The organism is Sphingobium sp. SA916, assembly GCF_002894065.1.
GTDB classification, from domain to species: domain Bacteria; phylum Pseudomonadota; class Alphaproteobacteria; order Sphingomonadales; family Sphingomonadaceae; genus Sphingobium; species Sphingobium fuliginis.
Map to the genome: position 1 here is coordinate 293,408 of NZ_LXYF01000001.1, position 13,232 is coordinate 306,639.

Below are 13,232 nucleotides of genomic sequence, written 5' to 3' on the forward strand. Positions count from 1 at the left end.
GGCATCGTACAATGTTCCTGCGTAGGCAGGAATCCAGTCCCACCACCTGAACTGGGCTCCTGCCTCCGCGGCAGCGCGTCGCGCTTTGATCTCGTCAGGGCAGACTCAAAAGGAATTACCATGAAGAAACTGACCGCGCTCACCCTGCCGCTTTTCGCGCTTTCGCTGGCCCCGGTGGCTGCCCGCGCCGATGTGGTAGCCAAGGCAGCTTCCCCCGATGGCCGCATCACGCTGACCGTCAGCCTCGATAATGAAGGCCGCCCCAGCTACGCCGTGCAGCGCGACGGCAAGGCGCTGATCGCGGACAGCCGCCTTGGCTTCCTGTTCACCGACGCGCCGAAGATCGAGCGCAACCTGACGCTAGCCGACAGCCAGACCGGCAAGAGCGACACGACATGGACCCAGCCCTGGGGCGAATGGTCCAGCATCCGCGACCATCACAATGAGATCCGCCTCGCCTTTCGCGAGAAAAGCGACCTTCAGCGCGAGATGGACGTGACCTTCCGCCTGTTCGACGATGGCGTGGCCTTCCGCTACACGCTGCCCGATCAGGCCCATCTGCACCACGCCAATATCGCGGAGGAACTGACCCAGTTCGCCTTTGCGGAGGGCGGGACCGCCTGGTGGAAGCCCGCCTTCGAATGGAACCGGGAGGAATATCTCTACAACAGGACGCCGCTCGATGCGGTCGGCACCGCGCAGACGGTGATGACGGTGAAGCTCGCCAGCGGCACCCATGTCGCGCTGCATGAGGCGGCGTTGGTGGACTATGCGGGGATGAACCTGGCGCGGGCGCAGGGCAACATATTCCGCGCCGCGCTGACGCCGGGTTCCGGGGCGCCCAAGGTTTCGCGGGACGCCGGTTTCTCGACGCCATGGCGCACCATCGCCATCGCGGACGATGCGGCCGGGCTGTACATGAACCATATGATCCTGAACCTCAATGAGCCGAACAGGCTGGGCGACGTGTCGGGCTGGATCAAACCGGGCAAGTTCGTCGGCGTGTGGTGGAACATGATCAAGGGCGAGTGGACGTGGGCGCGCGGGCCGAAGCATGGCGCGACCACCGCCAATGTCCGCCGCGCTATCGACTTCGCCGCCGCCAACGGCATCCCCGCCGTGCTGGTCGAGGGATGGAATGTCGGCTGGGACGGCAACTGGTTCGGCAATGGCAACGGCATGAACTTCTCCCAGCCCACCGAGGATTTCGATGCCGATGGGCTGGCCGCCTATGCCAGGTCGAAGGGCGTGACGCTGATCGGCCATCATGAGACGGGCGGTTCGGCCAGCCATTATGACGGGCAGCTCGACAGTGCGTTCAAATGGGCCGCCGACCATGGCGAGCGGGTGGTGAAGACCGGCTATGTCACCGATGCCGGGCAGATCGAGCGGGTCGATCCCGACGGCTCGCAGCATCGCGAATGGCATGAGGGGCAGTGGATGGTGAACCATTATCTCCGCGTGGTGCAGGCGGCGGCGAAATATAAGGTCAGCATCGATAGTCACGAGCCGGTGAAGGATACGGGGCTGCGCCGCACTTATCCCAATTGGGTGGCGCGCGAGGGCGGGCGCGGCATGGAATATAATGCCTGGGTCGGCGGCAAGAATCCGCCTGAGCATGAGGCCAATCTCGTCTTTACCCAGATGCTGGGCGGGCCGATGGACTTCACGCCGGGCGTGCTCAGCCTTTCCGGGTCGGAGGGGAGTGCGATCCAGTCGACCATCGCCAAGCAGCTGGCGCTTTATGTGGTGCTGTACTCGCCCTTCGTGATGGCCGCGGATACGCCCGAAAATTACGCGAAATATCCGGGGCCGTTCCAGTTCATCAAGGATGTGCCGACCGACTGGTCCGACACCCGCGTGCTGAATGGCGAGGTGGGCGACTATGTGACCATCGCGCGCAAGGCCAAGGGCAGCAATGACTGGTATCTGGGCGCGGTCGGGGATGAAGAGGCGCGCTCCAGCCAGGTGAAGCTCGACTTTCTGGAGGCCGGGCGGTCCTATGTGGCGGAGATTTATCGGGATGGGCCGGGGGCGGACTATCGCACCGAGGCGCGTCATGCGATCGTGATCGAGAAGAAGGCGGTGAAGAGGGGGGATGTGTTGAGCATCGATCTCGCGCCGGGTGGGGGGGAAGCGATCCGCTTCGTGGCGGGTGGGGGCAAGGGCAAGCGCTCAATACGATAAGATACCCCACGCCGTTCGCCCTGAGCCTGAACGGGGATAGGAATAAGTATAAAGCAAAGGTTGGGGACGCATGGAGCAGGCGCAAGATAATCTGGAACCGCAGTCCCGCCCCCGCCAGGGCTTTTGGGGCCTGTGGAACATCAGCTTCGGCTTTTTCGGCATCCAGATCGGCTTTGCGCTGCAGAACGCCAATATGAGCCGCATCTTCCAGTCGCTGGGCGAGAGTCTGGACGATCTGGCGCTGCTGTGGATCGCGGCCCCGCTGACGGGGCTGCTCGTCCAGCCGATCATCGGCCATTATAGCGACCGGACATGGTGCCGCTTCGGGCGGCGGCGGCCTTATTTCTTCGCGGGCGCGCTGTTCGCGGCGCTGGCGTTGGTCGGCATGCCCAATGCGCCCGGCCTGCTCGCCGCGGCGATGATGCTGTGGGTGCTCGACGCCTCGCTCAATGTTTCGATGGAGCCGTTCCGGGCCTTTGTCGGGGATATGCTGGCGAAGGAACAGCATATGGCGGGCTACGCGCTCCAGACCGCCTTCATCGGCGCGGGCGCGGTGATCGGGTCGTCCACCCCGTGGCTGCTGGACCGGCTGGGGGTCGCCAATGTCGCCAGCGGGTCCGGCATTCCCGACACGGTGCGGATCAGCTTCTATATCGGCGGCGCGGCCCTGTTCCTGGCGGTGTTGTGGACCGTGCTCACCACCCGCGAATATTCGCCCGAGCAGATGACGCGCTTCGAACCGTCGGAGGGCAAGCCAGTCGCTGAAAGGGACGCTGTCCCGGCCATCCCGCCCGGCGGCACGCTCTGGATCGTCGCCGGGCTGGCCGTCGTCGCGATCGTCCGCATCCGGTCGCTGGAGAAGGAACTGTACCTGCTCGGCGCGCTGCTGGCCGGCTATGGCGCGGCGCGGATGCTGGCGCGCCGGCTGCACCGGGGCGGTCGCACCGACAATCTGCTCACCCAGGTGGTCGGCAATTTCGCGGCCATGCCCGCGATGATGAAGCGCCTTGCGCTCGTCCAGTTCTTTACCTGGTCCGCGCTGTTCATCATGTGGATCTACACCACGCCGGTCGTCGCCCAATATGTCTTCGGGTCCGCCGATCCCGCCAGCGCCGCCTATAATGCGGGCGGCAACTGGGTCGGCATCCTCTTCGCCACCTATAATGGCGTCGCCGCCCTGGCCGCACCCTTCCTGCTGCAACCGCTCGCCCGCCGGATCGGCCAGGCGCAGACCCATGCCCTGGCGCTGATGCTGGGCGCGTTGGGCTTCCTTTCCTTCCTGTTCCTGCGCGACGCCCGCATGCTGCTGCTGTCGGAAGTCGCCATCGGCATCGCCTGGGCATCCACGCTCGCCATGCCCTATGCGATGCTCGCCTCCAGCGTGCCGCAGGCGAAGCTCGGCATCTATATGGGGCTGTTCAACGCCTTCGTGGTCATCCCGCAATTGCTGGTGGCCACCGTCATGGGCACGATCATGCGGCATTTTTTCCCGACGGAGCCGATCTGGACCATGGCCTTTGCAGCGGGCGTCATGCTGCTCGCCTCAATGGCCGCCCTGCGCTGCCGCCAGGCGCGAAGCTGAGAAAAATCGGCGAATCGCAAAAGCGCTTCATGGAAAAGTCGACAGGCTCAGCAAAGGCAGTCGACACCTGATTCCTCTTCGTCGGAAATCATGGCGTCCGCCACCTTCTTATATCTGCCTATTATTCGCCTGCATTCTTCCTGCGACTTGAAATATCCGAAATCATCGTCACCCGGGACTCTGTCCTGCTTCGGTTTTTTCACCATTAACCATGGCGTAAACGCAGACGATGTTTCACAATCAGATGCCTGCCTGAGATCGGTCCATTTCTTTCTGACAATCCCGCCCCCGAATATGGGGCCGGGAACATCCATCTTTGTCATTTCCAATCCTGTATATTGGGAATGATGGCGACGATTTCACATATTCAACAGGTCAGGGTAATCCTGAATCGGGCAAGAACCGGATGATTTCGGAGAATTTCTTGACGCCGAACTTCTTCATGATGCTGGCGCGGTGCATTTCCACCGTTCTGATGCTGATCTGCAGCGCGTCCGCCACATCCCTGTTGCTGCCGCTGGAACTCAGCGCGCGCACGACATCCAGCTCCCTTTTGGTGAGGCTGCCGAAATAGGCTGCGGCGGCTTCCCGCCGGCGCTGTATCTCGATGTTCCGTTCCAGCATGGGCCAGGCATTGGCGAGCACCTTGAGCAGCAGGCCGTCGGCAAAGGGCTTTTCCAGAAAGTCGATGGCGCCCCGCTTTATGACGTCGACCGCCGTCGGAATATCGCGCGACGCCGTCATGACGATCAGGGGGATGTCCACCCGCCGCGCGGACAGTTCCTGCTGAACCGCCGGCCCGGCCATGTCGGCCAGGTGCAGTTCCATCACCGCAATGCCGGGTGCCAGGAAATCAAGCGCCTCGATAAAGTCGGAACCGCAGGAAAAGGGGACGGGCCCGAACCCTTCCCGGCGCAGGATTCGCACCAGTTCCTGGCGCATCCTGCTGTCGTGGTCCACGATATAGACTGGACATCCTGGGTTCATAGCCAATTGCCTAGACCATCATTCCCGCGCCAACGCGCGAAGCCGCCAATGGTTTCGGCTCCGATCCTTTCTTTTTTATCGCGTCAGTTCGCAGCCGTCCGGCGGGGTTCGAAGAAGACCCCGATCATCCCGCCGCTCGACCACTGCACCCGCCCCATCCGTACATCCAGGCCGCGGGTTTTCACAAGCAGCCGCGTACCTTCGCCCAGACCGCCCACTTCGATCATCATCCCTTCGGCCGACAGGTTGCGGATCGTCCCGATCAACACGGGCGTGGAAGTCACCAGCGTTGCGGAGAAATCGACCGCCAGTCGGCGGCTGCGCGGCTCGTAGGTTTGGGGCGCGGGGTTCGCATCAGGCTCCTCGCCCGGAATCCAGGGCAATGTCTCTTCAAGCAGAAGACCGCATTTGGGCCCGTTGATCCAGCGGACCTCCGCCGTGCGGAAGCTGGCGTCGTCGAAGCTCACATGCACCTGCTGGTGCAAGCCCAGCGACAGGGCGCACCGTCCGCTCAGTCCCGCATGGGACACATTTTCGACAGACAGGTTCGCTTCCTCGACGACCGGATAGAGCAATGCCGTCTTGAAGACGGTCTGCCGGGGGTGCCGGCGTTTCTCCATCATCGCGCTCCGGTCGTCGGACGGCTTTTCTAGCGGCTCGGTCATACGGGTTCCCACAGATTCGCGGAATCCCATAAATGATTGGACTTGCACGCCGATTAGCGGGGAAATAGGTATTTTTACGGTATCGCCCGGAGCGGTTGCATTAACCTTCATCTCCTAGACAGCCGGGGGCCGTTTCCTCCGCTGAGGTCGGCCTGGAACCGGCGGGGCGCATTTTCAGTCCCATCATGCGCCTCGCCTTTACTTTCCTCAGACAAATGGCATCATCGTCGCATGCTTGCTCGATGGTCCTATATTAGCACCAGCCAGTTGGATGCAACCCAAGCCGAAAAACACATGGAAGAGATCGTCCAGGTCTCCATTCCGCGCAACCGCTCGCTGGAAGTGACGGGCGCGCTGCTGTTCACGGGCAACCGCTTCGCCCAATATCTGGAAGGCGCGCCGGCCGCCATCGAAAACCTCAAGGCGAGCATCCTGCGCGACCGGCGCCACAGGGAGGTTCAGACGATCGCATCGGGCGAAGCGCCGCATCGCCATTTCGTCACCTGGTCCCTCGCCTATGCCGGCCCTTCCCATTTCGTTTCCGACATCATCGAACGCGCCTTGAACGATGCGCTGGAAAAGGGCGACGAAGGGTTCGAAGCGCTGGTTCAGATGATGTCGGAATTTTCGATCCGCGGCCGGGGTTGAGCTTTCGTCCCGCCATGGCGCGGCGACCCCGATATGTCATCCGCCGGGAAAGCAGGCGATTATTAACTCAGATCAATATCCGTCGGGGAACAGGAAGACCTGCCGCTGGTTGCTCTGCCATGCCACTCGCCCTATCCTCGCCGATCGTCCGGGCGTCGGCCGGTCCACTGCCATTGTCACGCAGTATGCATGGCCTTGTCCCTTCCCCGCCCCACCGATATGGGCAAGGGCAGACCATCGGTGTGAATGACAGACGCCCCGGTCGGGCGGAACGTCCAGCGCACGACCGGTTCGGAAAGAAAGGGAGAGCCCGATGTCAGAGCCTGTGGTCCGTGCCGGCCAGAACCATGCCGATCGCCCCCAATATGTCCGTGCGGGAATAGGGCTTGATCACCCGCCTGCAGCTTTCATAAGCCGACGGCAGGCTTTGCTCGTCATAGCCCGTCACGATGATCACCGGCACGGAACGCGCGACCAGTTCGTCGATCAGGGGATAGCTCATCTCCCCCTGAAGATTGACGTCGAGCATGACGATGTCAGGCAAGTGCTCCGCAATGGCCTTGAGCGCGCCGAACAGGCTGCCATGCGGGCCCATCACCGAAAACCCCTCTTCGGCCAGCAAGGCGCCAAGGTCGCTCGCGAGAAAATAATCATCCTCCACCACCAGCACGCGAACCGCGCCGGGGGTCACCCCTTCCATCATTCATCTCTCCTCTCCCGCCAGCCGTCGCACGGGAATGGGCGGCAGAAAATAACATAGGTGGAAACGCGCCATGTCATCGCTCGATATCCCGCAGGTTGCGATGAAGGATAGCATCACTGCCCAGAAACTGGCGGCGCACTGGCCGCTCGGCCGGCGCGACCGGGATGTGATCAACGGCCTGGCCGGTCGGGCGCTTCAACCGCTGCGCACCGGCACGGACCTGTTCACCCAGGGGGACCGGCTGACCTCCATCTTCTTCCTGCTGGAGGGATGGGCGGCCCGGTACAAGATGCTGGAGGACGGCCGCCGCCAGATCGTCAGCCTGCTGCTGCCGGGCGATCTGTGCGATCCCTTCTGCTTCCTGCTGCATCGCGCCGACCATGGCGTCACCGCGCTCACGCCGGTCAGGGTCGCCGAAGTCGGACGCAGCCAGTTCGAGGAGATCGCGCTGGCCCATCCCGAAATCACCAAGGCGATGTGGATCAACGCCCTGATCACCGCGTCCATCCAGCGGGAGTGGTGCGTCAATCTGGGCCGCCGCACCGCGCTGGAACGGTTCAGCCATCTCTTCTGCGAACTCTATCACCGGCTGCTGAAAGTGGGCCTGGTCAGCGGCAACGGCTTCCACTTTCCCGTCACGCAGCTCGAACTGGCGGACGCAACGGGATTGACGATGGTGCACACCAACAGAATATTGCAGGAAATGCGTCGCCAAAGGCTGATAGAATTGCACCGGCGCCATCTTGTCGTGCCGGATCTCGCGTCGCTGGAGCGCGTCTGCGCCTTCGACCCTTCCTATCTGCATCCGGCGGCGCAAGAGGCATCGTGACGACACCATCCCCGACCGACGGCTGGCGCGACTTCCTCGCACTCTTCGATGCCTCTCCCCTGCCCCAGATCCAGGTCGGGCCCAGCGACAATATATTGCGCGCCAATGCGGCATTGACGGAATTGCTCGGCATTCGGCCGGACCGGCTGATCGGCGGGCGGCTGGTCGTGCCGGCATCGGGCGAGTCGGCGGCACGGCTGAGCTGGGACGACGGCAAATGCGAGGCGCGGCTGTTCGCCGCCGTGCTGGTGACGACGCCCGACTATCGCGTCTGCGTCGTGCAGTTCGGCAATGTCGACGCCCTGGAGGCGGCGGCGCGGCAATATCTGCTGCGCGACGTGCAGCATCGGCTGCGCAACCTGATCGCCTCCGTCCGCTCCATCTTCCGGCGGACAGCCGCGACCAGCGATTCCGTCGACCATCTCACCAGCCATTTCCTGGGACGGCTGGACGCCATCGCCCGGATCGAATCCAATCTCGCCCTGGCGGAACGCCATGGACTTGAACTGCACGACCTGATCATGGACGAGCTGGCGGCGTTCGCCGTCCGTGCGGGGGAACAGGCCTTTCTGGAGGGGCCGGATGTCCGGCTGCGCACCTCCGCCGCGACGACATTGGCCCTCGCCTTTCATGAACTGGGCAATAATTCCATCAAATATGGCGCGCTCGGGTCAGAGGGCGGCCGGGTCTGGGTCCGATGGTGGAGCGATCGCGAACCGGCCGGTCCGGTGCTGCGCATCCTTTGGGAGGAAAAAGGCGGCGACAGCCCGACAGCCGCCCGCCGGTCCGGCTTCGGCACGGAGATGCTGACCAAGACGATCCCGTTCGAACTGGACGGTTCGGGCACCATCGACTGGACGCCCGGCGCGTTCAAGGTGCACATCAGCCTGCCCATGACCAAGAGGCTGCTGCACCCCAGCGACTAGAGCCAATCGACATTCAGCCCTGTTCTTCCTCCAACTCCACTTGCCGGTCCATCCGGCCGAGCCAGGCCTGGGGGCGGAAATCGGACAGTTCTGTCAGGCGGCGCCAGTTGGGGATGGTGATCCGCCGCCGGTCGCGCTCGATCACCCCCGCCTTTTCCAGCGCCTTCAGCGTCCGGTTGACATGCACGGTGGTCATGCCGGTGGCGTCGGCCAGCTCCACCTGGGACAGGGGCAGGATCAGCCGGCACCCGTCCGATCCCCCTTCCGGATAGCTGCGCATCACCAGCTCGCAAAGCAGATAGGCTATCCTTCCCCTGGCGTCCCGCCGGCCCATATTGCTGATCCAGGCGCGGAAGACCGATGTTTCGGCCGTCATCTCCGCCCACAGCGCATCGGCGATGTTCGCCCGCTCGCGCATCAGCGCCAGCACGTCCTCCAGCGGAATGGCGGCGACGCGCACATCGGTCAGCGCCTGGACGAAATCCTCCGATGGAAAGAGCTGCACCGGCGGCAGCGTCAATATGTCGCCCCGGCCATGTATTCCCACGATATGGCGGCCGCCATTGGACGATATGCGATGGCGATGGGCAAAGCCCGACAGCAGGATCAGGCAGGATTGCGGCCGGTCGCCCTCCCGGATGATATAGTCCCCCGGTTCGCAATGACGCAGGCTGTGCGGCAGGGATAGCAGAGCGGCGCCGTCTTCCTTCGAGAGAGCCGTGCGCCCGCCAAGGCGCGCCAGCAGCGGCAACAGGATCGGTGATGGCATTTTCATGAGCGGGATGGGATGCCGTCTTCGTCTCCGCCACGGCCGCGATGCTCCCCGCTGGCGGTCCGGTTGTCCATGGCGGAATGCCGGCCTGCCGCATGCAGGACCGGGCCGTCGCGACGCGGCGCTCTCCCCCCGGCGGGAAGAACGACGGAGCAGTGCGGCATGGGACTCATTATAAGGGTGGAGGAATTCATCCCGGATCGTGTCATGACTCGTCGTCTTGGTGGCGCTGCTCATTCTCCTTCGGTCGACCGGCCGGCACCGACGTTCGAACGAAGAAGGATTCACCTTGCTCCAGCCGCCCGCCGACGCTCGCTAACATATGCTAATGCAGGTGTAATTTTTGCCGTTGGGCCTCATTTTCCGGCGCTGGACGGTTGCAGAAGTTGCGCGACATCAAGAAGTTCGCGCCCGTCCGATCAGGCCGCCATGTCCTGGCCGGTGAGGGCGGCCACTTCGCGCAGGGCCTGAAGCTCCGGTATGCGCAGCCATTTGGATTGCAGTTCGACCAGACCGCGCGCCCGCATGGATTGCAGCGTGCGATTCACGTGGACCGGGGTCAGCCCGGTCATGTCCGCGATCTCCATCTGCGTCAGCGGCATGGCGCATTGCTGGCCATAGGCAAGGCCCGCCTGCCGCATGCGTTCGAACAATTCCAGCAGCAGATGCGCCACCCGTTCGAGCGCCGTCTTGCGGCCCAGGGTGACAAGCCAGTTGGCCTGCCGCTCGATCATGCCGGACAGCGCCTGCCAGAAGCCGTTATGCCCGTCGAAACCGGCGTGCGAGGGTATGCGACAGGGCAGCCGGAGCGCCCTGACGTTGGTGATCGCCACCACGGGCTGGGACGCCACCCCGCCCAGCGCCCATTGCGGATCGCAATAATCGCCCGGCAGATAAAGCGCCGTAATCTGGCGGCGGCCATCCGACAGCAGCCGGTATCGGCACGCCCACCCTTCCTGAACATAAAGCATGGCGTCGGGTTTTTCATTTTCCCGGGCCAGAAACTGATGCATTCGGAAATGAACCTGGTTTTCGCCTTCGGCAACCTGGCTTAACATGGACTACTCCCTGTTAAGCCCCCCTGGACCAATATCGATTGAACCTGCCCCCACCATAGCGTTTCTGGTTCATGCTGGATTCACCTATGTTTCCTCGCAGCAAATAATTGGGATGGAGCGAGAAAAAGAGCCGATGAACGCGGCACGCCCTCCGGCGGCCTCCGGAAAATTGCCGTTTGTCTAGGGTGTGTGGGGATTCAGTTCAGGGTGGAGCGAAAATGGTGGCTTTCGAGAACCAGCGCGCAGCGTACTCAAAGTACGTGAGCACTGGAAGCGCAGAAAGCCGCCATTTGCAGCCCGCCATGGGCTGAATCCCCACACAGCCTAATGCAGGTTATCGCGCGGGCGTCGGGCCGTGGAACCTCCTAACCCCGAAAACCGCTGGCTTTGCAGGAGGAACGACCATGTCCAAAATGCTCTTGCTGATGCCGCTGATCGCCGTGGCGATGCCCGCCGCCGCGGCGGAATCGCCCACTGCCTATCTGGGGAAAGCGGGCGCGGGCGACCTGTACGAACAGACATCCAGCAAGATCGTGCTGGAAACGACCAGGGATGCCAGGGTCAAGAGCTTCGCCACCATGATGGTGGGGGATCACGGCAAGAGCACCGCCATGCTGAAAAGCGCGGCTGCGGCATCGGGCGTCAAGGCGCCGCCGCCCACTCTGACGCCCGATCAGCAGGCGAAGGTCAGGGCGCTGAAGCAGGCGAAGGGCGCCGCCCGCGACACCCTCTACTGGCAGCAGCAGAAGGCGGCTCACAGCCAGGCGCTGCAACTGCATCAGGATTATGCCGCCCACGGTTCCGACCGGTCGCTCAAGGACGCGGCGGCGAAGATCGTGCCTGTGGTGAAACATCATCTCGACCTTCTGAACGCAGGCCGATGACGGACATCCATAGCCTCGCCGCCCCTGCCGCTCCCCCGGACCTGAAGCATGTCTCGCTGGATCGGGAAAGCGATGCGCGCTACTGGCAGCAGCGTTTCAGCACATCGCGTGCCCGGCTGGAGCAGGCGGTCGAGCAGGTCGGCCATAATGTCAGCGCCATAGCGGAGTTCCTCCACCACAGCGGCTGACGGGGGGCGTGACGGCCAGACCCTTGTTGCAACCGGATAAAAGATCGACCAGGGCCGCGCCTTTCCGGGAACCAGCCCGTCGGCGCGCCTGTTCTCTCCTCAACGAAAGGAGAGTTTTCGATGCACAAGGAAGAGGAAGACGGCCGCATCGTCACCCATGTCTCACGGCAGGAGGCGCGAAGCGGCGCTTCCACCCATGTCACCCGCTATGTTCTGGGCATCAGCCTGTTACTGGTCGTGATCGCCTTCGCCATCCTTCTGGCGGGCGGCTTCTTCAGCACTGCCGAAACGGGCGCCGACGGATCGCACATGGCCAGCCCGGCCGAAGCGAACGGAGGCTGAGTCCGGCATGATGGGCCAGACCGACCTTGCGGCACAGACGGTGTTGATCGTCGAGGACGACTATTATCTCGCCTTCGATACGGCGGAAGCGCTGCGAGGCGCGGGAGCCGGGGTCATGGGGCCTTTCCCGACCGAGGAGAAGGCGATGGCTGCGATCCGCCAGGAACGCCCCACCGCCGCCGTGCTGGACATCAACCTGGGAAACGGTCCCTCGTTCGACCTTGCCCGGTTGCTGAAGGAACGGGGCGTGCCGTTCCTGTTCCTGACCGGCTATGACGAGGAGATCATACCGCCCGATCTCGGCGATACATTGCGGCTGCAAAAGCCGGTCGCGCCCCGGGAGATCGTCGCATCGCTCGCCAGGCGCCGAGGGCAGCGCCTGACGCCCGCACTCATTCGGCCGCGATGCCCGCGCCCCCCACGAAGGAGGCGCCGCTCAACGCAGGACTGCATGCAAAGCCCGGCATGCGATCGTAAAGCTCCTTCTCGAAAAAGGCGCAGGTGATCGCCAGCCCCTCGCTCAAGGGAACGTGCGGTTCCCAGCCGAGCAACTGGCGCGCCCTGCGGATGTCCGGCCTGCGCCGGCGCGGATCGTCGACCGGCAGCGGCTGGAAGACGACCTGGGAGCGCGTGCCGGTGGCGGCCACGACCTGATCCAGCAGTTGCAGGATGGTATATTCCTCAGGATTCCCCAGGTTGACCGGCGCCATGTCGGACAAGGGCGCCTCCATCAACCGGATCAGCCCGTCCACCATGTCCGACACGAAGCAGAAGCTGCGCGTCTGCGATCCGTCGCCATAGATGGTGATGGCCTCGCCCGACAACGCCTGGCAGACGAGGTTGGAGATCACCCGGCCATCGTCGGGATGCATGTTCGGGCCATAGGTGTTGAAAATCCGCGCCACCCGCACATCGGCGCGGCCCAGCCGGGCGAAGTCGAAGGCCATGGCCTCCGCCGCGCGCTTCCCCTCGTCATAGCAGGCGCGGGGGCCAGTGCAGTTCACCCAGCCACGATAATCCTCGCGCTGGGGATGCGCCTCCGGATCGCCATAGACCTCGCTGGTGGAGGTGAGCAGGAAGCGCGCGCCGACCTGCTCCGCCAGCCGCAGCAGGCGATCGGTTCCGACCACGCTGGTCAGCATCGTATGTTCGGGATCGGCCTGATATTGCGGCGGCGAAGCCGCGCAGGCGAGATTGTAGATGCGGCTGATGTCGCGCCGGCGCGTGACCGCATCGGGCAGGGGATCGACGATGTCGCCGCGCACGAAGGTGAAGGCGCGATGCCCCTCCAGCATCCGCAGGTTGACCTCCCGCGAGGTCTGGAGGTTGTCGAGGCAGATCACCTCATGCCCCCGGTCCAGCAGCGCCCGGCACAGATGCGACCCGATGAAGCCGGCTCCTCCGGCCACCAGGGCTGTTTCACGCTTTCCGTTCATCGACCCTCCGTCCTTTTCTGTCCTG

At 63.7% G+C, this 13,232-nt stretch carries 16 protein-coding genes; 9 read left to right on the forward strand and 7 right to left on the reverse strand.

Translation table 11 applies throughout. The features are described 5' to 3' along the window. Nucleotides 1–120: 120 nt before the first annotated feature. Both A8G00_RS01490 and A8G00_RS01495 read left to right on the forward strand, forming a co-directional pair. Nucleotides 121–2,187, forward strand: a complete 2,067-nt coding sequence (locus A8G00_RS01490) for a glycoside hydrolase family 97 protein (protein ID WP_102999773.1) — start codon at nt 121–123, stop codon at nt 2,185–2,187. A gap of 70 nt (nt 2,188–2,257) precedes the next feature. After that, nucleotides 2,258–3,769: an MFS transporter gene (locus A8G00_RS01495; protein ID WP_102999774.1), complete on the forward strand. Its 1,512-nt coding sequence runs from the start codon at nt 2,258–2,260 to the stop codon at nt 3,767–3,769. Between the two features lie 47 nt (nt 3,770–3,816). Here A8G00_RS01495 and A8G00_RS01500 read toward each other — a convergent pair whose 3' ends face one another. The 3 genes from A8G00_RS01500 to A8G00_RS01510 form a co-directional block, all read right to left on the reverse strand. Further along, entirely contained in the window at nt 3,817–4,092 is a 276-nt protein-coding gene (locus A8G00_RS01500; protein WP_062017419.1) for a hypothetical protein, read from the reverse strand. A gap of 52 nt (nt 4,093–4,144) precedes the next feature. Further along, entirely contained in the window at nt 4,145–4,756 is a 612-nt protein-coding gene (locus tag A8G00_RS01505) for a response regulator transcription factor (RefSeq protein ID WP_025547776.1), read from the reverse strand. Nucleotides 4,757–4,839: 83 nt separating this feature from the next. Further along, nucleotides 4,840–5,421, reverse strand: coding sequence for a PilZ domain-containing protein (locus A8G00_RS01510; RefSeq protein WP_025547775.1), 582 nt, complete (start codon nt 5,419–5,421; stop codon nt 4,840–4,842). A 231-nt stretch (nt 5,422–5,652) separates the two neighbouring features. On the opposite strand from A8G00_RS01510, the gene A8G00_RS01515 reads away from it, so the two are divergent. Continuing rightward, nucleotides 5,653–6,069: a BLUF domain-containing protein gene (locus tag A8G00_RS01515; protein ID WP_025547774.1), complete on the forward strand. Its 417-nt coding sequence runs from the start codon at nt 5,653–5,655 to the stop codon at nt 6,067–6,069. 316 nt (nt 6,070–6,385) lie between these two features. Here A8G00_RS01515 and A8G00_RS01520 read toward each other — a convergent pair whose 3' ends face one another. Further along, a complete protein-coding gene (locus A8G00_RS01520) occupies nt 6,386–6,772 on the reverse strand; it encodes a response regulator (RefSeq protein WP_037481721.1) in 387 nt (128 codons plus the stop codon). 70 nt (nt 6,773–6,842) lie between these two features. Here A8G00_RS01520 and A8G00_RS01525 point away from each other — a divergent pair, with 70 nt between their 5' ends. Together A8G00_RS01525 and A8G00_RS01530 are read left to right on the forward strand one after the other, a co-directional pair. Then, nucleotides 6,843–7,601 carry a Crp/Fnr family transcriptional regulator gene (locus tag A8G00_RS01525; RefSeq protein WP_102999775.1) on the forward strand — a complete coding sequence of 253 codons (759 nt, stop codon included), beginning with the start codon at nt 6,843–6,845 and terminating at the stop codon, nt 7,599–7,601. Continuing rightward, nucleotides 7,598–8,527, forward strand: a complete 930-nt coding sequence (locus tag A8G00_RS01530) for an HWE histidine kinase domain-containing protein (RefSeq protein WP_102999776.1) — start codon at nt 7,598–7,600, stop codon at nt 8,525–8,527. The genes A8G00_RS01525 and A8G00_RS01530 overlap by 4 nt, the downstream gene beginning before the upstream one ends. Nucleotides 8,528–8,540: 13 nt before the next feature. Here the strand turns inward: A8G00_RS01530 and A8G00_RS01535 are convergent, their stop codons facing one another. Beyond that, entirely contained in the window at nt 8,541–9,302 is a 762-nt protein-coding gene (locus tag A8G00_RS01535; protein WP_172451718.1) for a Crp/Fnr family transcriptional regulator, read from the reverse strand. Nucleotides 9,303–9,718: 416 nt separating this feature from the next. Further along, nucleotides 9,719–10,357: a Crp/Fnr family transcriptional regulator gene (locus A8G00_RS01540; RefSeq protein ID WP_025547767.1), complete on the reverse strand. Its 639-nt coding sequence runs from the start codon at nt 10,355–10,357 to the stop codon at nt 9,719–9,721. A 404-nt stretch (nt 10,358–10,761) separates the two neighbouring features. Here A8G00_RS01540 and A8G00_RS01545 point away from each other — a divergent pair, with 404 nt between their 5' ends. From A8G00_RS01545 to A8G00_RS01560, 4 genes are all read left to right on the forward strand, one after another. Further along, nucleotides 10,762–11,241, forward strand: coding sequence for a DUF4142 domain-containing protein (locus A8G00_RS01545; protein WP_253257875.1), 480 nt, complete (start codon nt 10,762–10,764; stop codon nt 11,239–11,241). After that, complete coding sequence (locus A8G00_RS01550; RefSeq protein ID WP_102999778.1) at nt 11,238–11,429, forward strand: DUF3606 domain-containing protein; 192 nt, start codon at nt 11,238–11,240, stop codon at nt 11,427–11,429. The genes A8G00_RS01545 and A8G00_RS01550 overlap by 4 nt, the downstream gene beginning before the upstream one ends. Before the next feature lie 120 nt (nt 11,430–11,549). Then, entirely contained in the window at nt 11,550–11,771 is a 222-nt protein-coding gene (locus A8G00_RS01555) for a hypothetical protein (protein WP_025551728.1), read from the forward strand. Between the two features lie 7 nt (nt 11,772–11,778). Then, nucleotides 11,779–12,276 (forward strand): response regulator, encoded by a 498-nt coding sequence (locus tag A8G00_RS01560; protein ID WP_253257876.1) that lies wholly within the window; start codon nt 11,779–11,781, stop codon nt 12,274–12,276. On the opposite strand, the gene A8G00_RS01565 is transcribed toward A8G00_RS01560, so the two are convergent. Then, a complete protein-coding gene (locus A8G00_RS01565; protein ID WP_253257877.1) occupies nt 12,164–13,207 on the reverse strand; it encodes an NAD-dependent epimerase/dehydratase family protein in 1,044 nt (347 codons plus the stop codon). The genes A8G00_RS01560 and A8G00_RS01565 overlap by 113 nt on opposite strands. Nucleotides 13,208–13,232 lie beyond the last annotated feature (25 nt).